This is a genomic window from Rhizobium sp. UFLA01-1127 (assembly GCF_059803845.1).
Map to the genome: position 1 here is coordinate 1 of NZ_JAUQTZ010000057.1, position 20,027 is coordinate 20,027.

General features: G+C 60.8%; 18 protein-coding genes. 12 read left to right on the forward strand and 6 right to left on the reverse strand.

Annotation, left to right across the window (positions count from 1 at the left end; translation table 11 throughout):
• Window positions 1-186: 186 nt before the first annotated feature.
• The gene (locus Q4Q11_RS16010) at window positions 187-900 is read left to right on the forward strand and encodes a FadR/GntR family transcriptional regulator (RefSeq protein WP_113215792.1); all 714 of its coding nucleotides are present in this window, start codon (window positions 187-189) and stop codon (window positions 898-900) included.
• A gap of 83 nt (window positions 901-983) precedes the next feature.
• Entirely contained in the window at window positions 984-1,904 is a 921-nt protein-coding gene (locus tag Q4Q11_RS16015; RefSeq protein ID WP_498570096.1) for a dihydrodipicolinate synthase family protein, read from the forward strand.
• 41 nt (window positions 1,905-1,945) lie between these two features.
• On the opposite strand, the gene Q4Q11_RS16020 is transcribed toward Q4Q11_RS16015, so the two are convergent.
• Window positions 1,946-2,869, reverse strand: a complete 924-nt coding sequence (locus Q4Q11_RS16020) for a LysR family transcriptional regulator (RefSeq protein WP_498570097.1) — start codon at window positions 2,867-2,869, stop codon at window positions 1,946-1,948.
• A 148-nt stretch (window positions 2,870-3,017) separates the two neighbouring features.
• Between Q4Q11_RS16020 and Q4Q11_RS16025 the strand changes: the two genes are divergently transcribed.
• Both Q4Q11_RS16025 and Q4Q11_RS16030 read left to right on the forward strand, forming a co-directional pair.
• Window positions 3,018-3,866 carry a DODA-type extradiol aromatic ring-opening family dioxygenase gene (locus tag Q4Q11_RS16025; RefSeq protein WP_112504057.1) on the forward strand — a complete coding sequence of 283 codons (849 nt, stop codon included), beginning with the start codon at window positions 3,018-3,020 and terminating at the stop codon, window positions 3,864-3,866.
• Between the two features lie 173 nt (window positions 3,867-4,039).
• The gene (locus Q4Q11_RS16030; RefSeq protein WP_498570098.1) at window positions 4,040-4,459 is read left to right on the forward strand and encodes a DoxX family protein; all 420 of its coding nucleotides are present in this window, start codon (window positions 4,040-4,042) and stop codon (window positions 4,457-4,459) included.
• A gap of 104 nt (window positions 4,460-4,563) precedes the next feature.
• Here Q4Q11_RS16030 and Q4Q11_RS16035 read toward each other — a convergent pair whose 3' ends face one another.
• Entirely contained in the window at window positions 4,564-5,202 is a 639-nt protein-coding gene (locus Q4Q11_RS16035; RefSeq protein WP_498570099.1) for an alpha/beta fold hydrolase, read from the reverse strand.
• 256 nt (window positions 5,203-5,458) lie between these two features.
• On the opposite strand from Q4Q11_RS16035, the gene Q4Q11_RS16040 reads away from it, so the two are divergent.
• The 8 genes from Q4Q11_RS16040 (at window position 5,459) to Q4Q11_RS16075 (ending at window position 14,518) form a co-directional block, all read left to right on the forward strand.
• Window positions 5,459-6,451 carry an LLM class flavin-dependent oxidoreductase gene (locus Q4Q11_RS16040; RefSeq protein WP_112504063.1) on the forward strand — a complete coding sequence of 331 codons (993 nt, stop codon included), beginning with the start codon at window positions 5,459-5,461 and terminating at the stop codon, window positions 6,449-6,451.
• Window positions 6,452-6,474: 23 nt separating this feature from the next.
• Window positions 6,475-7,824, forward strand: coding sequence for an LLM class flavin-dependent oxidoreductase (locus Q4Q11_RS16045; RefSeq protein ID WP_112504065.1), 1,350 nt, complete (start codon window positions 6,475-6,477; stop codon window positions 7,822-7,824).
• A gap of 15 nt (window positions 7,825-7,839) precedes the next feature.
• Window positions 7,840-9,039 carry a M20 aminoacylase family protein gene (locus Q4Q11_RS16050; RefSeq protein ID WP_112504067.1) on the forward strand — a complete coding sequence of 400 codons (1,200 nt, stop codon included), beginning with the start codon at window positions 7,840-7,842 and terminating at the stop codon, window positions 9,037-9,039.
• Window positions 9,040-9,044: 5 nt separating this feature from the next.
• Complete coding sequence (locus Q4Q11_RS16055; protein ID WP_112504069.1) at window positions 9,045-9,593, forward strand: GNAT family N-acetyltransferase; 549 nt, start codon at window positions 9,045-9,047, stop codon at window positions 9,591-9,593.
• A gap of 40 nt (window positions 9,594-9,633) precedes the next feature.
• A complete protein-coding gene (locus Q4Q11_RS16060) occupies window positions 9,634-11,412 on the forward strand; it encodes an amino acid ABC transporter permease/ATP-binding protein (protein ID WP_498570100.1) in 1,779 nt (592 codons plus the stop codon).
• A gap of 92 nt (window positions 11,413-11,504) precedes the next feature.
• Window positions 11,505-12,449: an ABC transporter substrate-binding protein gene (locus tag Q4Q11_RS16065; RefSeq protein ID WP_498570101.1), complete on the forward strand. Its 945-nt coding sequence runs from the start codon at window positions 11,505-11,507 to the stop codon at window positions 12,447-12,449.
• 104 nt (window positions 12,450-12,553) lie between these two features.
• On the forward strand, window positions 12,554-13,465 hold the full coding sequence (locus Q4Q11_RS16070) for an ABC transporter substrate-binding protein (RefSeq protein ID WP_112504073.1): 912 nt from the start codon (window positions 12,554-12,556) through the stop codon (window positions 13,463-13,465).
• A gap of 12 nt (window positions 13,466-13,477) precedes the next feature.
• Complete coding sequence (locus tag Q4Q11_RS16075) at window positions 13,478-14,518, forward strand: LLM class flavin-dependent oxidoreductase (RefSeq protein WP_498570102.1); 1,041 nt, start codon at window positions 13,478-13,480, stop codon at window positions 14,516-14,518.
• Window positions 14,519-14,622: 104 nt separating this feature from the next.
• Here the strand turns inward: Q4Q11_RS16075 and Q4Q11_RS16080 are convergent, their stop codons facing one another.
• From Q4Q11_RS16080 to Q4Q11_RS16095, 4 genes are all read right to left on the reverse strand, one after another.
• Entirely contained in the window at window positions 14,623-16,938 is a 2,316-nt protein-coding gene (locus Q4Q11_RS16080) for a heavy metal translocating P-type ATPase (RefSeq protein WP_498570103.1), read from the reverse strand.
• Between the two features lie 142 nt (window positions 16,939-17,080).
• Entirely contained in the window at window positions 17,081-18,058 is a 978-nt protein-coding gene (locus Q4Q11_RS16085; RefSeq protein WP_112504080.1) for a zinc-binding dehydrogenase, read from the reverse strand.
• Window positions 18,059-18,098: 40 nt separating this feature from the next.
• Entirely contained in the window at window positions 18,099-18,701 is a 603-nt protein-coding gene (locus tag Q4Q11_RS16090) for a TetR/AcrR family transcriptional regulator (RefSeq protein WP_498570104.1), read from the reverse strand.
• A gap of 56 nt (window positions 18,702-18,757) precedes the next feature.
• The gene (locus Q4Q11_RS16095) at window positions 18,758-20,014 is read right to left on the reverse strand and encodes an arsenic transporter (protein ID WP_498570105.1); all 1,257 of its coding nucleotides are present in this window, start codon (window positions 20,012-20,014) and stop codon (window positions 18,758-18,760) included.
• Window positions 20,015-20,027 lie beyond the last annotated feature (13 nt).

Here is a 20,027-nt window from a genome sequence, read left to right on the forward strand (position 1 = left end):
GGACTTTGCCTCAAGCCGATACGGCAGGCTCCCGACCCGCCGCGATGCACCTGTCTGGCGCAGCGGCAAGACCATATTACGTTCTCAGATAATTACAAGAGTTGACAGATTTTTACAGATTTAGTAGCCCTGTCGCGCAGGAAATGCGCTATGGATGCCCCTGGTCGGCTTTCACGAAGGATGATGATGAGACTTTCTGTCGCCAACGATTCCGGTGCGAGCGCCACGCGCTTCGGCGACATCATCTATGAGAGGATCGTCGCCATGATCGCGGATGGAACATTTCCCGTGAACGAGCGGTTGCCGGCGGAAGCCAAGCTCGCAGAAATGTTCGGCGCGTCGCGACCTGTCGTGCGCGACGCTCTGGAGCGGCTGCGTACGGACGGTTTGATCGTTTCGCGCAAAGGATCCGGTTCCTATGTCAGGCAACGGCCGGATTCTTCGGTCCTGAAGATGGTGCCCGTCGGATCGCTTGCCGATGTTCAGCGCTTCTTCGAATTTCGCGCCGGACTTGAGGCCGAAGCAGCCGAACTTGCAGCGCGCAACTGGCAGCCGGCCGACAAGGAACGGATTTCGGCGGCACTCCAGAAGATAGAACAATGTCTTCGCGAAGGCCGCCTTGGTGCTGAAGAGGATCAGGAACTGCACGATGCGATTGCCGTCGCGACCGGCAATCAGTTCCATGTCACGGCCCGCGAACTGTTCCGGCCGCATTTTGCGATCGGGCACTCCGTGACCCGCAGCCTCAGCCTCAAGCGGACGCCGGAGCAGATCCGCAGCGTCCAGGATGAGCATGCGGTGATCGTGCAGGCGATCTTCGAACGGCGAGAGAGCGAAGCGCACGATGCCATGAAGCGACATATCTTGAACGCACGCGCCCGCATGTTCCAGGGCGTCTAGGACATTGGATGAGGTAAGGGCGAGGCGGCCGGCTTCCTGAAGCTTCCTTGCTCATACCTCGATGGATCACGAAGGGTAGGAAGATGAGCATTGAAACCATGCGGCATGCACTGACCGGCGTTTCTGGCGTTCCGGTCACAGCCTATGATGCAAATAGCGAGGTGGAACCGCGCGTGACCGCTCAGGTCTATCGGCGCGTGGCGGCTGCCGGCATCCACAATATCGTCGCGGCGGGTAATACCGGCGAGTTCTATGCGCTGACGCCGGAGGAAATCCGCCGCGTCCACGAAGCGGCGATATCAGGCGTCGACGGTAAAGCACCCGTCACGGCGGCGATCGGCCGCTCGTTGCGCGAGGCGATCCGCATGGCCAAGGATGCCGCCACGATCGGCGCTTCGGCCGTCATGTCGCACCAGCCGGTCGATCCTTTTGCCGCGCCTGCGTCGCAGATCGATTATTTCCGCGATCTGGCGGAGGCGTCGCCCCTGCCACTCATTGCCTACGTCCGTGCCGACGGCTTCAGCGTTGAGGACATGGTCCGCCTGGCAGGCCATGGCAACATCGCGGGTATCAAGTTTGCGACGACGGATCTGATGCTCCTTTCGCGCTCGATCGCCGCCTCCGATCCGAATGGTGCGCTGTTCGTCTGTGGTCTGGCCGAAAGCTGGGCGCCGACATTTGCGGCCGCCGGTGCGCGCGGTTTCACCTCCGGTCTCGTCAACGTCGCGCCAAAACTGTCGCTTGCCGTGCACGCGGCTTTGGCCAAGGGTGATTTTGCCACCGCCCGGGCCATCGTCAATAAGCTCGAACCCTTCGAACGGATGCGAACCAAATTCCGCAACGGAGCGAATGTTACGGTCGTCAAGGAAGCCGTCACCTATTCCGGCTTGGATGTCGGTCCCGTCCGTGTTCCCGGGCTGCCGCGGCTAGATCAGAAGGACCGCGAGGAGCTGTTCTCTCTGCTTCGCGACTGGCAGGAAGCAGAAGAGCTTCGCGCCAATTAGTCTGCCTCCGCGCAGTGTTTCTATTTGGCAAGTGTTTGACCTTATATCGTCGGCCGGTCTTCGACCGCCGCCGAGTACAGATTTGGTCGCGAAGCGAGGAAGTCGATGAAGGTGCGCACCTTCGCAGAAAGGTATTTCCTGCTGGGATAAACCGCATGCAGGGTAGCGTTGAATGTCACGGCTTTCGGCAACACCATCTCCAGTCGACCGTCGGAAACATCGTCTTGCGTCATCCACGTCGGCAGGAAAACCAGCCCCATGCCTTCGAGGGCCGCCAGATGCAGCATGATCTCGTTTTCGCTTTGCATGACGGGGCGGAAATTCACGGTTTCAGCGCCGTCCGCTCCAGCGACCGCTATGCTGCCGTTGGAGTTCATGCCGCTATAAGCCAGCAATGAGTGACCATTGAGATCAGCCACCGCGGCGGGACGGCCTGTGCGCGACAGATAGGCCGGTGATCCGACCAGGTGGAAGGCAACCTGCATCAGCGGCCGGGCGATGAGGCTGGGATCGAGCCGCTCGGGAGCCGTCGCCCGCAAGGCCAGATCAAAGCCTTCGTCAACGAGATTGACGATCCGACCGCTGAGATCCATGTCGAAACGAACATCGGGATAGCGCTGGTGATATTCGGCAATCATTCGGGCGACGAGCGTGTTGGCGGCCCAGACCGGGGCACTGAGCCGCAAGGTCCCGCGCGGTGTGACCGTCACGTTGCTGACGGCTGCCTCCACCTCGTCCAATCCATCGAGCATCTGCCGGGTCTGGTTGAGATAGAGCATGCCGCTTTCGGTCATGCTGACATGCCGGCTGGTTCGGTTCAGCAATCGGGTTCCTAGCCGGCTCTCCAGGTGCATCACATGCTTGCTCGCCATTGCCGGCGAGAGGCCAAGCCTGTCCGCTGCGGCCGTGAAGCTCTTAAGCTCCGCCACGGTGCAAAAAACCCGCAAGCTCGTCAACGTATCCATCGATTGTCAACTTACAGGAAACGTTCCTTCAATGTAGCCCGAATTGATCAATAAGCGAGAAAAGTTAGTTTGAGTGATCATGCCGCAGAATCATCGCCATCTCCCGCTTTGAGTTTAATGACAGGCGCCTGCTAGAAGGATGAAATAGGTGAACAAGCTTCGTCTTCCGACGTATTTCATCAGCCATGGTGGTGGTCCATGGCCCTATATGACCGGTGAATTCCGCAATAGGTTCGATAAGCTCGAGCACTCCCTGATCGAGATGCGCGCCGAACTAGGGAATACGGTTCGGGCGATTCTGGTGGTTTCTGGTCATTGGGAAGAGGAAGGCTTCACTATATCGTCTGGAGCCCGTCCAGGGATGGTCTATGACTACCATGGCTTTCCGGAATATCTCTATCATATCAAATATGATGCACCCGGCGAACCCGAGCTTGCGAAGCGCGTGCAGGCATTGCTGCAAGCGCGCGGGATCGAGGCAGCGCTCGATCCCGCGCGCGGCTTCGACCATGGAACTTTCAGTATATTGAAGCCGCTTTATCCGGAGGAGAGCATTCCGGTCGTTCAGCTTTCTCTGGACGCCGGCTATGATCCGGCATTGCATCTCGAGGTGGGACGCGCGCTGGCGCCGCTGCGTGACGAGGGCGTGCTGATCATCGGAAGCGGTCTCAGCTATCACAATTTGCCGGCGATGCGCGGAAAGGAAGGCTACGAGCCGTCCCGTCAGTTCGACGCCTGGCTCCAACAGACTTTGATCCGCTCATCTCCTTATGAACGCGCAAAGCTCTTGCTCGAATGGGAGCAGGCGCCGTCCGCCCGTGCCGCGCATCCGCGCGAGGATCATCTCATTCCGCTGATGGTGGCTGTCGGTGCCGCAAGGGACGAGCCTGGTGCCGTTACATACCATCAGGCTGACTTTGCTGGCGGGCTCACGGCATCCAGCTTCCGCTTCGGCGATGCTCCCGTGCCGACAACGGCCGATAGCGAGGCAGGATGAGCGGACCGTCCTCGCTCCTTGCGCCGCCAGGATCGGCCGCGACATAGCCGACATGCCTGTGCTCGCAAGTTGCATCGAAGGCGCACTCAAGCTGATGACGACCCGTTGAAGGAAAATTTCGAACTCAAAGCCACGGCCCTTGACGATCTCAACGGCCATTCAGGAGACATGCCATGTTGAATACCACGAAATGGACACCCCATATTCTTGCGATCTTGCGGATCGTGACCGCATTGCTGTTCCTCGAACATGCGACCATGAAATTCTTCCAGTTCCCGGCGGCAATTCCGGGCGTGACCTATCCATTGCCGGGCATCATGCTCGCTGCCGGCGCAATCGAGATCGTCACAGGATTGCTGATGGCTGTCGGGCTCTTCACGCGCATCGCGGCTTTCATCGCCTCGGGCGAAATGGCAGCCGCCTACTGGATGGCGCATGCCCCGCAAGGCTTCTGGCCGGCCCTCAATATGGGCGAGGCGGCCATCATGTTCTGCTTCATCTTCCTGTTCGTTGCCTTTGCCGGTGCCGGTAGCTGGGCTTTGGACAATATCCTTCCGTCGTCAAAGCAGATATCGCTCACGGAAAGCGCATAAGGAAAATGCGCTCTCGTCGCGTGACGAGAGCGCATCCCCGCCGTCATGGAACCACACCGTCATTTCGGCGGTGGATTGGGTAAAGGTGAAGCCGACAGCACCGGCTATTGCAACGCCGCCGCCCATCGGGCCACATGATCGGCGACGGTCGCGACATGCTGCGCGGCCGTAAGGCCGGAGACGGCCTTTCGCGGCTGGAAGTCGTGATCTCCGTCTTCCAGCCATAGAATTTCAATCATCTCGGAGAGTTTGTAACTGGAGACTTCCTCCCGCGAACCGAATAGGTCGCGCGTTCCCTGACAGATAAGGGCGGGCGTCTTCATCCCTTTAAGATGAGCGGTCCGCAGGCTGTCCGGCTTTCCTATCGGGTGGAACGGATATCCGAGACAAAGCAGTCCGGTAATCTTTCCCGCGTCGCGCAGATGATCCGCAATCATGCTCGCGACGCGGCCGCCCAGGGACTTTCCTGCGATTACGACTGTCCCTGCGGCACCGATTTCGTCGATTACGGCTTCGAATTCCTGGCTCAGGAGTTCTGCGCGAGGCGGGGGCGACCGTTTCCCGGAAGACCGCCTTGCTGACATGTAGTCGAACTCGAACCGGACGACGCGCAAACCCTTCTCGGAAAATGCCGCGGCCATCGTTTCCATCCAGGTCGTATCCATGGCGCCACCCGCCCCGTGAGCGAGAACGATCGTGATCTCGGCGTCTTCCGGACCGGCGACGAGGAAGTCGTGAGGCATTCGAATTTCTCCTGGTTCTTGGCGTCATTAGCGGCGGTGCAGAGTAGCCGGTACGTCGAATGGCTGGCTCCCCAACTCGTTTGGGGCAGACTGGCTGCGTCTGCAACCCATTCATCAATTTCTCGGGCGACTGCCGATTTTTTTCGCTTCGGACGGAAGAAAAAGAAAGCTGTTTCTTAAATAACTTAAAATCTATGTTTTTTATAGACTATACAGCTCGATGGTCGGCATAGGGCGCAAACATGGATGAAGCGGCATGTCTTATCTCCTCAGCCTTCTCGACAAGAGCCCGATCGAACAGGGGGTCAGTGCCACAGATGCGCTTGCGGCCACGACGCGCTTGGCTATCCGCGCCGAAGAGCTCGGCTATCATCGCTTCTGGGTCGCCGAGCACCATAATATGGAAAACCTCGCCAGCTCGGCCCCGGAAGTTCTGATTGCCTATCTTCTCGCCAGAACCTCGAAGATCCGTCTTGGCTCCGGCGGCGTCATGCTGCAGCACTACAGCGCCTACAAGGTCGTGGAGGCCTTCAATCTGCTGGCTTCGTTGGCGCCCGGCCGCATCGATCTCGGCGTCGGCAAGGCACCAGGCGGCTTTCCGCTCTCAACCCGCGCATTGCAGCGCGCTTTCGATCCGGAGAAGAAGCCGGACTTTGCCGAGCAGCTCTCCGATATCAACGCCTATCTCGCCGCCGATCCCAATTCAGAGGGAGCGCAGGCGAGACCGTTCCCGCCGCGCTCGCCTGAACGCTTCCTTCTCGGCGCCAGCGTCGAGAGCGCGAAGCTTGCGGCAGAGAAGGGTTGGACGCTGGTGTTCGCCGGCCATCTGAACGGCGATCCGGAAAATCTTCGGAAGACCTTCGAAGCCTATGAGCATACGACGGGCGGTAAGGTGCCGATCCTGGCGCTCGCAGCCTTCGCGGCCGAAAGCGAGGCGTATGCCCGCGAACGCGTCGGACAGCTGCGCATCGTCAAGCTCTTCCTGCCCAGCGGCCAGAGCGTCAACGTCGGCACCCAGGAGCAGGCGGCTGAATTCGCGCGGCAGGCAGGCTTCTCCGACTTTAGGACCGAAGAGAAGGCGCCAAGCGTGCTGCATGGCACGGCGGCGCAGATCCGCGACGAGCTTGACGCGCTCCATCGCCGCTACGGCGTTGAGGAATTCGTGCTCGATACGCCAGCACTGACCGCGGCCGAACGGCTCAATTCCATAGAATTGCTCGCCAAAGAACGCCTTTCCCTCGTTGCCTGAACGCCTATTCCAGGAGGATCATCATGGCTCAAAAACACGTCACTTTCGGTATCATGCTGCAAGGTCCCGGCGGCCACATGAATGCCTGGAAGCATCCGAGCGTGCCTGCCGATGCCAGCACCAATCTCAACTTTTTCGTCGAGACGGCCCGCAAAGCTGAGGAGGCAGGGATTGCCTTCGCTTTTGTTGCCGATGGCCTCTATATCAACGAGCAATCGATCCCGCATTTCCTCAATCGCTTCGAGCCGCTGACGATCCTGTCCGCGCTTGCCGCCTTCACGACCAAGCTTGGCCTCGTGGGCACGGTTTCGACATCCTATAGCGATCCCTTCACCATCGCCCGGCAATTCGCCTCGCTCGATCTCATCAGCGGCGGTCGCGCCGGCTGGAACGCGGTGACCTCACCGCTCGAAGGTTCCGGCCGCAACTACAGCCGCGAGCACCCCGAGCATGAGCTGCGCTATGAGATCGCCGACGAATATCTCGATGCCACCAAGGGCCTGTGGGACTCTTGGGATGACGATGCCTTCGTGCGCAACCGCGAGACCGGCGTCTATGCCGATAAATCGAAGCTGCATCGCTTAAACCACAAGGGGCGATTTTTCCGCATCGAAGGCCCCCTCAATATCGGCCGCTCCAAGCAGGGGCAGCCCGTGGTGTTCCAGGCCGGCGCCTCCGATTCCGGCATCCGGCTTGCCGGCAAGCACGCCGATGCCGTCTTCACCAATGGCGGACCACTGGAAGATGCGAAAACCTTCTACAAGCAGGTGAAGCAGAGCGCGATCGCGCATGGCCGCTGTGCTACCGACGTCGGCATTTTTCCCGGCATCGGTCCGATCGTCGGCGCGACTGAGGAAGAAGCGGAGGCCAAGTACCAGGCGATCCGCAATCTCGTCACCATAGAGGAGGCGCTCGCCTATCTCGGCCGCTTCTTTGATCATCATGATTTCAGCGTCTATCCGCTCGATGAGCCTTTTCCGAATCTCGGCGAGATCGGCCGCAACAATTTCCGCGCTACCACCGACAGGATCAAGAAGACGGCGCGGGAGAAGGGGCTCACCTTACGCGAGGTGGCGCTCGACGCGGCAACGCCACGAACCTCCTTCATCGGCACGGCCGGGCACATTGCCAATGAGATCATCCGCTGGGTGGACGGAGAGGCCGCGGACGGCTTTATCCTCGGCTTCCCGGTGATCGGCGAAGGTTTCGACGATTTCTCCAAGCATGTCCTGCCGGTCCTGACCGAGCGCGGCTACTTCGATCCGGTGCTGAAGGGCGAGACGCTGCGTGATCACCTCGGCCTGCCATTCCGTGAAAGCCGTTATACGGCCAAGCAAGAAGGCATCGAACCCGCAAAGGCCGTCGGCGCCTGAGCCCGGACGATCTCCATGAACGCCATAATCAAGCCCGCTTCGGTCGCCGATCAAATCGAGATAGCGATTGCCGATTACCTCAGCGAGATCATCGCGCTCAGGCATGACCTGCATCGATATCCCGAACTCGCCTTTCAGGAGCACCGCACGTCCAAGAAGGTTGCCTCGTTGCTTGCCGAGTGGGGCTACGATGTTGTCTCCGGCATAGCTGGCACCGGCGTCGTCGCAACCCTCAAGCGGGGCGATGGGCAGCGTAGCCTGGGCATCCGTGCCGATATGGACGCGCTGCCCATTGAGGAGGTAACCGGGCTTGACTATGCCAGCAGCAATCCCGGCGTCATGCATGCCTGTGGCCACGATGGGCATACGTCGATCCTCCTGGCGGCCGCCCGCTATCTTGCCGAAAGCGGCAGATTCAGCGGCACACTGCGGCTGATCTTCCAGCCGGCCGAGGAAATCGGCGCCGGTGCGCGCAAAATGCTGTCGGATGGGCTTTTCGATCGGTTTCCGGTCGATGCGGTCTTCGGGCTGCACAATTGGCCCGGTGTTCCAACGGGTCAGTTCGGCTTCGTTGCCGGCCCGGCGATGGCCTCTGTCGATCAGGCCGTCATCAAGATCGTCGGAAAGGGCGGTCATGGTGCCGAGCCGCATCGGGCCGTCGATCCCGTGCTGGCGTCTGCCTCCTTCATCACGGCGCTTCAAAGCGTTGTTTCCCGGAATATCGACCCACAGGACATGGCGGTCGCGACGGTTGGCTCCATTCATGCGGGCTCGGCGTCCAACGTCATTCCGGAAAGCGTCGAGATGAAGCTGACTATGCGCGCCTTCAGCGAACAGGTGCGCACGAGGCTGCAGGAGCGGATTCCCGCCCTCGCGCGTGCGCAGGCAGAAAGCTTCGGGGCGGTTGCCGAAGTGAATTATCGCCTGGGCTTTCCGGCGCTCGTCAACCATGCCGATGAAACCGCCTTCGCTCGCAATGTTGCCTTGACGGCGCTCGGGACCGCCGCGGTGGAAACGGATTTCCGGCCGCGGACGGCAAGTGAAGATTTCGCCTTCCTGCTGAAAGCCAAGCCCGGGAGCTATCTCTTCGTCGGCAATGGCGACAGCGCGCCCCTGCACAGCGCCCAGTACGATTTCAACGACGCGATCATCGCGCCCGCGGCCCGCTACTGGGTGCGGCTCGCCGAAACCTTCCTCGCGAATGACAACAGGTGACCGACATGAGCGATACATTTCTCTATACGACCCCGCGCGATCCCCGCGCAAAGCCGCTGATCGACGAGCTGATCCATGAATATGACAGCCGCTACGGCAACTATTTCAATGCCGAAGGGGCGGCTGCCGAACTCAATCGCTATCCGCCGGAGGCCTTCACGCCGCCGCATGGCAATTTCCTGCTTCTGTTGCGAGGCGGGGAGACGATCGGCGGCGGCGCTTTCAAGCACTATGACGACCATACCGCCGAATTCAAACGGATATGGACACGGCATGATCTGCGCCGTCAGGGACTGGCGCGCACATTGCTGGTCGAGCTGGAAGCCCAGGCGGCGCGGCAGGGATATCGCCGCATCTATCTGACGACCGGCTTCCGCCAGCCAGAGGCCGTCGGTCTTTACCTCAACAACGGCTACACGGCGCTCTTCGATACCTCAGTCGATCCGGAAGTCTACAAGAGCCTGCCTTTCGAGAAGAATATCAGCCACTTGGCATTGTCCTATGTCGCCGAAGCTTCCGGCTCGCAGCAACGTTTGGCCGCTGCCGGACGATAGTGTCGGCCTGGATCAATCACAATCACAAGGGGTAAGCATCATGGCGCTGACGACGGATTTTGCAGGTGTCGATCGAGGCACTGGAGCCGCCGAGACGAAAACTGATTATTCGCGTTATCGCATCGTGCCTGCCAGGCATTCCGGTCGTATTGCCGGCACGATCTTTGCTGCTCTCGTCATTGCGGTCGTCCTCTATTCGACCTTCACCAATCCGCGCTGGGGTTGGGGTGTCTTTGCCCAATGGTTCTTTGCCGAGCCCGTGCTCGTGGGACTCGGCAGGACCCTGCTTCTGACGGCGCTCGCGGCGGTTTCCGGCTCCATTCTCGGGACCGCGCTGGCACTGGCGCGCGTGTCGAAGTCGCCGCTGCTTGCAAGCCTCTCATGGGGTTATATTTGGCTGCTGCGTTCTATCCCGATGATCGTGCTGCTCTTGGTTCTCAACAATCTCGGCTATCTCTATGAAACCATTCGCATCGGGATTCCCTTCACCGACAAGATATTGGTCGATTATCCGACCACTCAGCTGCTGACGCCGTTTGCCGCAGCCTTTCTCGGATTGACGCTGAACCAGTCGGCCTTCTTTGCCGAAATCGTGCGCGGCGGCATCCTGTCGGTCGATCAGGGGCAGCTGGAAGCGGCCGCTGCTCTCGGTCTGCCGCGCCGCCGTCAGGCCTTCCGGATTGTCCTGCCTCAGGCGATGCGCTCCATCCTCCCGACCGGCTTCAACGAGATCATCGGCCTCGCCAAGAGCACGTCCATGGTCTACGTGCTGGCCTTACCGGAGCTCTTCTACACGGTACAGGTCGTATATCGCCGGAATCTGGAAGTCATTCCGCTCTTGATGGTGGCAACCGTCTGGTATCTGGTCATCATGACGGTGCTGTCGATCGCCCAACACTATATCGAGCGCTATTTCTCCAAGGGCGCATTGCGCAATCCGGCGCCCTTGCCCTTCCCGTCTTATTTTCAGCGCTTCCGGCGACCGTTGTCTGCGTCATTGACCAACGCAAATGGTGTGGCGTCCGGAAACCAAGGACACGTTGCCGACTGGCGGGCCAAGGGCGGGGCCGTGCGCATCCACGGCATTTCGAAGAGCTTCGGAACGCTAAAGGTTCTCGACGATGTCGAACTCAACCTGCCGGCCGGCAGCGTGACGGCCATCATCGGCCCCTCGGGTTCCGGAAAATCGACCCTGCTGCGCGCCATCAATCATCTCGAGCGCGTCGACAGCGGCTTCATCTCCGTAGATGGCGAACTCGTCGGCTACACGCAGAAGGGCGACGTGCTCTATGAGCTCAAGGAGAAGGACATTCTGAAGCGCCGGACCGACATCGGCATGGTATTCCAGAACTTCAACTTGTTCCCGCATCTCACTGTTTTGGAAAACATTATCGAGGCGCCGATACAGGTGCGGGGATTGAGCCGCGACGAAGCTGTGGCATTTGCCAGGGAATTGCTTACCCGTGTCGGTCTCAGCGACAAAATCGATGCCTATCCCCGCCGGCTCTCCGGCGGCCAGCAGCAGCGTGTTGCCATCGCCCGCGCCTTGGCACTCCGGCCGAAGGTCCTTCTCTTCGACGAGCCGACGTCGGCACTCGATCCTGAACTCGTGGGCGAAGTGCTCGGTGTGATCAAGGAGCTTGCGCGTACCGGCACGACGCTCGTCATTGTCACCCACGAGATCGGCTTCGCCCGCGAGGTCGCCGATAGCATCGTCTTCATGGAGGGCGGCCACGTGATCGAAGCCGGCTCACCAACCCAGATTCTTAACGATGCGAGACATCCGCGCACGCGCGCTTTCCTCGCCAAGGTTCTCTAGCAGTCGCAGGCAAGCATTCGACGCTCTGACGCAGCAGGCGTGCGGACCATTATAGCAGCATAAACAGCTTATAATTGAAATGGAGAAGGGAAATGACATTCATTGAGAGAGCAAAATATATCGTTGCCGGCGTCCTGACGGCGGTAGCAATAACTGGGACGCCGACGATTGCGGCCGAAAAGTTCAACCTGAGCCCGGATACATCCAATCGCATCCGCGCCGAGAAGGACGAGGCAGCGATCAAGGCGATTGCGCCGGGCTTCAAGTTCGTCAATCCCGGCAAGTTCACGGTCGCGATCAACCCGTGGGATCCGCCGATTGCTACCTATGCGACCGACGCGAAGACGGTCGTCGGCACCGATCCCGATTTCGCGCAGTTGCTCGCCGACTCCCTCGGCCTGCAGCTTGACCTGGTGCCGGTCGCCTGGGAGGACTGGCCGCTCGGCGTCTCCTCAGGAAAGTATGACGCTGTCATTTCCAACGTGACGGTCACGGAAGAGCGCAAGCTGAAGTTCGATTTCTCCACCTATCGCAGGGACGTGCTCGGCTTCTACGTGAAGGCCGACAGCAAGATCACCTCGATCAAGGAGCCAAAGGATGTCGCGGGCCTGAAGGTCATTACCGGGGCCGGCACCAATCAGGAGAAGATCATTCTCGAATGGGACCGGCAGAATGTGGCAGCCGGCCTGAAACCGATCGAGGTCCAATATTACGACGATCGCGCAGCCGCCGATCTTGCCTTGCAGTCCGGTCGCGCAGATGTCGAATTTAATCCGAATGCGACACAGGCCTATAAGGCCGCCATCAACGGCACGAGGAAGCTCGTCGGCACAGTCTCGGGCGGTTGGCCGCTGACGGCTGAAATCGCCGTGACGACGAAAAAGGGCGCTGGTCTTGCCGACGCCGTCACCCTCGCACTCAACGATCTGATCAAGAACGGCAAATATGGTGAAGTGCTGAAGCGCTGGAGCCTGACAGCCGAAGCGGTCGATCAATCCAAGACCAACCCTGCGGGCCTGCCGAAGAGCGGTTCGTAATGTTGGTCGGGCGGACCGGCGTCAGTGGGGCTCACGTCGGTCCGCTCCCATCCATCTCAAATGGAGAAACAGGTTCCGTGTCTATCCGCATTAACTTCAAAACTATGCTGGCAGCCGCAGTGGCGCTTACCTTGACCGGCCTTGCTCCGGCAATGGCAGCTGAAGATTTCGATCTGAGCCCGGAACAGCCGGGACGTCTTCACGCGGCGAAAAACGAAGCGGCGATTGCCGCAATCCCAAAGGATTTCAAGTTCGTTACGCCAGGCACATTCACCGTGGCAGTCGCGCCCGGCGGTCCTCCGCTTGCGACCTATGCGACGGACGCCAAGACGGTCGTCGGCGCAGATCCAGATTATGCCAATGCCGTTGCCGATGCGCTCGGCCTTAAGCTCGAGCTTGTCCCGGTCGCCTGGATCGACTGGCCGCTCGGGCTGACCTCGGGCAAATATGATGCCGTGATCTCCAATGTCGGCGTTACCGAGCAGCGCAAAGAGAAGTTCGATTTCTCCACCTATCGCCAGGGCCTGCACGGTTTCTTCGTCAAGAACGACAGCAAGATCGGGTCGATCAAGGAGCCGAAGGACGCGGCTGGTCTTCGCGTCATCGTCGGCGCCGGTACCAACCAGGAGCGCATCCTGCTGAAATGGAGTAGCGAGGATGTCAAGGCCGGCCTGAAGCCAATTGAGCTGCAATATTATGATGACGATGCGGCCAGCCTTCTGGCTCTGCGGTCCAATCGCGCCGACGTCATCGTGCAGCCGCATGCCCAGCTTGTCTACATCGCTGCCCGCGACAAGGACATCAAGCGCGTGGGTACGCTGAGCGCCGGTTGGCCGGATCGCTCCGATGTCGCGATCACCACGCGCAAGGGCAGCGGTCTCGCGGCGGCGCTGACGCTTGCGACAAACGGACTGATCAGGGATGGCACCTACGCCAAGATCCTCGACCATTGGCACCTTGCGGAAGAAGCGCTGCCGAAGTCGGAAACCAATCCGCCAGGCCTACCGAAATTTTGAGGAGACAGTCGCATGAGCCGCCAAGCCCCATCGATCAGCCATATCGGCTTCCTCACACCAGGCAACTATCCGGATGAAGATCCGCTCGCCGGCCTGGAGCAAACCCTGCAACTGCTCGAATATGGCGAAGAGAGGGGTTTCAACAGCGCCTGGGTCCGCCAGCGACATTTGGAGCCGGGCATTTCCTCGGCGAGCGCCTTTCTCGCTGCCGCGACGCAGCGCACGCGCAGCATCGAGCTCGGCACCGCCGTCATCCCCATCGGCTATGAAAGCCCGTATCGGCTTGCCGAGGATCTGGCGACCGCGGACGTGCTGTCGCGCGGGCGCTTGAATATCGGCTTGAGCGCTGGACGTCCGTTGCATGCCGACCTCATTGGTCCGCTCGCCTTCGACGGCGATTGGGAGAGTTACGATTTCTCCCATCAAAGGGTGCTGCGTTTCGCCGAAAATCTGAAGGGAACGTATGTCGGCAATCACGATACGCTCATCAAGACGCCGTTCGGTCCGCAGCGTCCTCGTCTGCAGCCCTATGCGAAGGGGCTGATCGATCGCCTCTGGTATGGCGGCGGCTCGCTGCGGTCTGCCGAATGGGCTGGACGCAATGGTTTCAATCTGCTGATCGGCAATGTCACGACGGGCGAGCACACCGATGATTTCTTCGTTGCGCAGTCACGGCAGCTGGAAACCTATCGCGCGTCCGGCGGCGATACCAGGCGCGTGGCGCTCGGCCGGGTCATCGTGCCTTTCGACAGCGCCGATGCGATCACCCGCAAGCGCTATACCGACTATGCCGCCGGCCGCCATGAGCGCACGCTGTCACCTCAGGGCGAGCGCCGTACATTGTTCGCGCGCGATCTTGTCGGCTCGTCCGACGAGATCCTCGAACGTTTGCGCAGCGATCCGATTCTGTCCCATGTCAGCGAATTCCGGCTCGAGCTGCCTTATGAGTTTCATGACGAGGAATATCGGCAGATCATCCACGACTTCGTGACATCGATTGCTCCGGAGCTTGGCTGGAAAGAGGCGACAGTCCTTCAGCGTTCGGCTTCCTGACGGTAGCACACCGACAGACCGGATCGGCGAGTGCAGATCCGGCCAATATGATGTCGATATCGGGAGAAGCGGCGTCCGACTGCCAATCAGCGGTCGTAGATGTTTCAAGTCGCTAGCTGGTGAGGCCGGACGGCGAGCAGGCGCAGGGCATTCATGGTGACCAGCACCGTGGCGCCGGTATCGGCGAGGATCGCCGGCCAGAGCCCGGTGATACCGATGATCGTCGTGACCAGGAACACACCCTTCAGGCCGAGAGCGATGCTGATGTTCTGGCCGATGTTGCTCATCGTGCGCTTGGAGAGTTCGATCATCTCGATGACATCTCCGACGCGGCCGTGCAGCACGGCGGCATCCGCCGTTTCCAGCGCGACATCCGTGCCTCCGCCCATGGCAATCCCGACGTCGGCGGCGGCCAGGGCCGGTGCGTCATTGATGCCGTCGCCGACCTTGGCGACACGAAAACCCTGCCGCCTCAGCTCGCCAACGATCCGCTGCTTGTCTTCGGGCAGCAATTGCGCCCTGACCTCGATGCCGAGCGTCGTGCCGATTGCCTGCGCCGTGCGCTGATTGTCGCCCGTCAGCATGACCGTCTTGATGCCAGCCTGGGTAAGCGCCTTGAGGCCGGCGGCCGTATCGGCTCGCGGTTCGTCGCGCATGGCCAGCAGTCCTGCAGCCACCCCCTTGGCAACGACAATCGAGACAGTCTTTCCTTCGTCATTGAGGGCAGTGATCCGGGCTGACTGTTCGGCCGTCAGCGAGATCCTGTCAGCGGCTGCCTGCGGCGACCCGAGGAACACGTCGATACCCTCGACGGTGCCGCTCACACCCTTGCCGCTGATCGCTTTTGCATCGATGACCTGAGGGATATCCGTTCCGGCTGCTGCGGCCCGGTCGAGGATCGCGCGGGCAAGCGGATGGCTGGATCCGGTTTCGAGCGCTGCCGCCAATCGCAGTACCTCCGTATCGCTGACGCCGAGGGCGACGATATCGGTGACCTTGGGCTTGCCTTCGGTCAAAGTGCCGGTCTTGTCGAACGCGACGGCGGTGATCTTGCCGATATTCTCAAGCACGGCGCCGCCCTTCAGCAGCAGGCCGCGCCGTGCGCCGGAGGAAAGCGAGGCTGCGATTGCCGCAGGTGTCGAAATGACGAGAGCGCAAGGGCAGCCGATCAGGAGTATGGCGAGGCCCTTGTAGACCCACTCGCTCCACGCGCCGCCCCAAAATAGCGGAGGGGTGATTGCCACGAGGGCGCCGACAGCGACCACACCGGGCGTGTAATACCGGGAGAAGCGATCAATGAAACGCTCGGTCGGAGCCTTCGATTCCTGCGCTTCCTCGACCAGCCTGACGACCCGGGCGATGGTATTGTCGGATGCCGCAGCCGTCACGCGGACCCGCAGCACGGCATCGCCGTTGACCGTGCCGGCGAAGACGACCGCATCGACACCCTTGCGAACGGGCGTGCTTTCGCCGGTGACCGGCGCTTCGTCGATGGCGCTTTGGCCGGAGAGAATGACACCATCGGCGGGAATGCGGTCACCGGGACGAACCAGGATGACGGCGCCGACGGCGAGGCTTTCGGCCTGCACTTCGAGTGTCTTGCCATTTTCCTCGACGAGGGCGGTCTTGGGCACCAGATCCGTCAGGGATTGAATGCTGGCGCGCGCCTTGCCGGCGGCAACACCCTCCAGCAATTCGCCGATCAGAAACAGGAAGACGACGGCCGCTGCCTCCTCGCCGGCGCCGATGACGACGGCGCCGACGGCTGCGATCGTCATCAGCATCTCGATCGAGAACGGTGTTCCGGCCCTTGCGGCCATGAAGGCACGCCGGGCGATCGGCAACAGGCCCACAAGCATGGCGGCGGTAAAGATCCAGTCGTCCAGGGCGGGAACGAGCTGGCCGATAGCCCAGGCCGCGGCCACAGCAATGCCCGTGACGATGGTCAGGCGGCCCTTGGCCGATTTCCACCATGGTCCCGAAGCAGGTCCGTGATCGTGCCCATGAAGGTCGGCAACAGCCGCATCGCGCGCCTCGGGGGCGTGGCTATGCCCGGCATGGTCATGCCGATGGCCGGCGGCTCCATGATCATGGCCGCTGTGCCCGGCATGGTCGTGAGCATCGGACTTATGGTCATGTCCGCAGCCGCAGGCATGATCGTCCTTTTCGACCTTCGGCAAGGGGGCGTTGCTTTGCGGCAGCGGGAAAAGCTTATAGCCCAGCCCCGTGACTCGCTTGGCTATGTTTGGCAGAAGATCGGGATCGGCGTGATGCTTGACCGTCATGGTGCCGGCGGTGACCGAGACGGAAACATCCTCGACGCCTTGCAGGCGGCGCACGGCTGTGTCGATTTTCGCGGCGCAGGAAGCGCAATCCATGCCTTCGACGCGGTAGCGGCTCTGTTGTGTTGTCGACGTCATCTTCTGGTTCCGGATTAACTCTGGGAACCATTGCTACATCCTCTAGCCACTAGAGGGACAAGAGCGGTTTTGCGGATTTTTAACAGGTGTGCCCCGCCGGCGTTGACCGTCGGCGAGTGCTGGCGCGAAGGGATTTCCGGATCTACAGCTTCAGAAGAACCTTGCCGGCCTTGCCAGGCGCCAGCGAGGATTTTACCGCTTGCGCAATCTCGGTGATGTCATAGGCCGCTTCCACCGGCAGCTTGACCTCGCCTGAGGCGACCCGCGCGATCAGTTCGCTGATCAGCCGCCGTCGCTCATCCGCAGACATGGCGGCGCTGACCTTGATACCCCAGAAGCCTTTGATCGTCAGCTGCTTGAATATGACCGCCCTTGACGCGATCTGCATCGGCTTGCCGGCGGCGGTGCCGAAGGAAACCAAGAGACCATTTTCGCTCAAAAGGTCGGCAAGATCGTTACTCGCAACACCGCCGACGGAGTCGACGGCCGCGCGGATCGGCGCGTCGCCGACCATGGCACGGACCTTCGACTTCCAATCAGAAGACGCGGTCGAGACGGCATTCCCTATGCCGAATGCGGACAGCTCATCGATGCCGCCATCGCGCCGGACGAGATTGATCATGTGGATGCCGCGGCTGCGCGCCAGCATGGCCAGCGTCTTGCCGACCGCGCCGTTGGCCGCGTTCTGGACGATCCAGTCGCCTCTTTCGACACGCAGCGATTCCAGAAGCGCAATGGCGCTGAATGGCATGGCGATGAGCTGGGCGGCGGCTTCGTCGCTAATGACATCCGGAACGGGAACGAGGCTGGCGGCCGGCGCCGTGAATTGCTCGGCCCATGTGCCGTGCACGCCGGCCGCAACGACGCGCTTGCCGATCAACGTCTTGTCGACGTCAGATCCCACTGCATCGACGACGCCTACGGCCTCGCTGCCGCCGATGGCCGGCAGCAGCGGCTTGTAGCCATAGGCTCCGCGCACTGTCCAAAGATCGTGATTGTGGATGGGAGAGAGAATCGTGCGAATGCGCACATCTGTTGCGGCGGGCTCTGGCAGCGGCATGTCGGCCAGATAAAGGACGTCAGCCGGATCGCCGAAGACATCGTGGATGGCACTACGCATTTTATCTTCCTTATCTGTTGACTTGCTGGTCCGGACTGGATCAGAGGCTGCCGGGCGCGGAAAGCACTTGTTCCGTGGCGAGCATCGCCTGGTCGAGCGGTGTCCTGTCTCTTCCAAGCTTGGCCAGGATCGCTGCCCCGAGCCACAGGCTATAGAGCGAACGAGCCGTCTTCTCCGGGATACAGGATGGTGAAATGGAACCGTCCTCGCGCCCCTCGGTTATTGTTTTGGAGAGGCGGCGAAGGAGATCCTCGACGCCACCGAGCAGGATCACGCGCATGTTGTCCGAGAGATCGGAGATTTCAGCGGCAAGCTTCACGACCAGGCACCGGTCCGCGAGACTGGCCGTGTTGCCATCGGAGAGCCAGGCGTCCCAATAGTGCATCAGTCGTTGGCGGCCATTGCCCTTCCAGCCGAAAAGCGCATCGAGGCGCTCCGCATAGTCGGCGCAATATTGTTTCAGCAAGGCGCAGCCGAAAGCCTCTTTGGATGCAAAATAGTAATAGAACGAACCTTTCGGCACGGCGCTCTGTTCAAGCAGTTCCTTGAGGCCGACACCTCCGAAACCCTTGCGCAGCACCAATTCCCGCCCGATTGCGAGAATATGGCTCCGAGTCAGCTCTGATTTCTTTTTTGTCACCATGGGCGGTGCGTAACAAATAATCGACCGGTCGTCTATAAACTCGATGTTGTTCGCTCTCAGATCAGCGCGAGTGCTGCAAGCGAGAGGATCAAAGCCGGGAGCATGACGACGGCGCCGATTTTCAGGAAGGCCAGCGCACCTATGTGGAGGCCTTCGCGCCTAAGCGCAGCAAGCCAAAGGATGGTGGCGAGCGAACCGGTAACCGACAGGTTGGGACCGAGATCGACGCCGATCAGCACCGCGCCAGCAATGGAATCAGGAACATGGGCTGCCTGCACCGCGCTGCCGGCGAAAAGGCCGGCCGGCAGATTGTTGACGAGGTTGGAGAGGATTGCGACCGAAAGCCCCGCCGCCCCGACTGCCTGCGTCTGCGATTGTGTCGCGAGCGATGCAAGCTTGTCGGACAGGAGAGCGGTCAGGCCGGTATGATTGACCGCCTCGACGATTACGAAGAGGCCTGCAACCAGAGGTAATACGCTCCAGCTTATCTCGGCTATCGTTTCCACCGGATTTTGCCGTGTGAGCGCGAGAACGATGATAGTTGTGACGACGCCTGCGGCAAATGTCGGGATGCCCAGGTCGAGATTCATGGCCGAGGCGCCGATCAGAATGACAGCGGTGACCACAAGCCCCCATCCGGCCAGGCGGGCGCTGTGCGAAAGGGCCGGCTCCTCCACATCGCGTGCGATGGTATCTTCTTTCAGTGCTCGTCTCTGTACCCAGTAAAGGCAGGCGAACGTCGTGATGATCGAGACGATCGACGGCATGAGGAAAGTCTGCATCCAGCGCGTGAGCGGCGGCATATCGCCGCCGGCGAAGATGACGAGATTCGCGGGATTGGAGATCGGCAGCACGAAGCTTGCGGCATTGGCGATGAAGGCGCAGACCAGAAGGTAAGGCAGGGGGTCTTTCACCCGCGCCGCTCGGCATGCCGCATAGACGGCCGGTGTAAGCACCACGGCGGTCGCATCGTTGGACAGGAAGACCGTCACGATCACGCCGACGATATAGACGAGCAGGAACAGCCGGCGAGGCGAGCCCTTGGCATGCGAAGTGGCGATCGCCGCCACCCAGTCGAACAGGCCTTCACGCCTGGCAAGTTCCGACAGAAGCATCATGCCGATCAGGAACAGATAGACGTCGAAACCCTTGGATATGCCTGCCCACACGTCGGCGGGGCCGATGAGACGCAAGGCTAGGAGAAGTGCCGCACCGACAACTGCCCAGATCGCTTCCGGCCAGCGGAACGGGCGCGCGACGACGCCGAAGGCGGTCAGGCCGGCAATGCTCCAGGTAATCGCGGATTCCGTCATTCGGCTCGTCTCG

Excerpts from the sequence above, each read along its gene's own strand:
- Q4Q11_RS16010 (WP_113215792.1), top strand. The coding sequence starts at position 187 with ATGAGACTTTCTGTCGCCAACGATTCCGGTGCGAGCGCCACGCGCTTC.
- Q4Q11_RS16015 (WP_498570096.1), top strand. The coding sequence starts at position 984 with ATGAGCATTGAAACCATGCGGCATGCACTGACCGGCGTTTCTGGCGTT.
- Q4Q11_RS16020 (WP_498570097.1), bottom strand. The coding sequence starts at position 2,869 with ATGGATACGTTGACGAGCTTGCGGGTTTTTTGCACCGTGGCGGAGCTT.
- Q4Q11_RS16030 (WP_498570098.1), top strand. The coding sequence starts at position 4,040 with ATGTTGAATACCACGAAATGGACACCCCATATTCTTGCGATCTTGCGG.
- Q4Q11_RS16035 (WP_498570099.1), bottom strand. The coding sequence starts at position 5,202 with ATGCCTCACGACTTCCTCGTCGCCGGTCCGGAAGACGCCGAGATCACG.
- Q4Q11_RS16040 (WP_112504063.1), top strand. The coding sequence starts at position 5,459 with ATGTCTTATCTCCTCAGCCTTCTCGACAAGAGCCCGATCGAACAGGGG.
- Q4Q11_RS16045 (WP_112504065.1), top strand. The coding sequence starts at position 6,475 with ATGGCTCAAAAACACGTCACTTTCGGTATCATGCTGCAAGGTCCCGGC.
- Q4Q11_RS16050 (WP_112504067.1), top strand. The coding sequence starts at position 7,840 with ATGAACGCCATAATCAAGCCCGCTTCGGTCGCCGATCAAATCGAGATA.
- Q4Q11_RS16055 (WP_112504069.1), top strand. The coding sequence starts at position 9,045 with ATGAGCGATACATTTCTCTATACGACCCCGCGCGATCCCCGCGCAAAG.
- Q4Q11_RS16060 (WP_498570100.1), top strand. The coding sequence starts at position 9,634 with ATGGCGCTGACGACGGATTTTGCAGGTGTCGATCGAGGCACTGGAGCC.
- Q4Q11_RS16065 (WP_498570101.1), top strand. The coding sequence starts at position 11,505 with ATGACATTCATTGAGAGAGCAAAATATATCGTTGCCGGCGTCCTGACG.
- Q4Q11_RS16070 (WP_112504073.1), top strand. The coding sequence starts at position 12,554 with ATGCTGGCAGCCGCAGTGGCGCTTACCTTGACCGGCCTTGCTCCGGCA.
- Q4Q11_RS16075 (WP_498570102.1), top strand. The coding sequence starts at position 13,478 with ATGAGCCGCCAAGCCCCATCGATCAGCCATATCGGCTTCCTCACACCA.
- Q4Q11_RS16080 (WP_498570103.1), bottom strand. The coding sequence starts at position 16,938 with ATGACGTCGACAACACAACAGAGCCGCTACCGCGTCGAAGGCATGGAT.
- Q4Q11_RS16085 (WP_112504080.1), bottom strand. The coding sequence starts at position 18,058 with ATGCGTAGTGCCATCCACGATGTCTTCGGCGATCCGGCTGACGTCCTT.
- Q4Q11_RS16090 (WP_498570104.1), bottom strand. The coding sequence starts at position 18,701 with ATGGTGACAAAAAAGAAATCAGAGCTGACTCGGAGCCATATTCTCGCA.
- Q4Q11_RS16095 (WP_498570105.1), bottom strand. The coding sequence starts at position 20,014 with ATGACGGAATCCGCGATTACCTGGAGCATTGCCGGCCTGACCGCCTTC.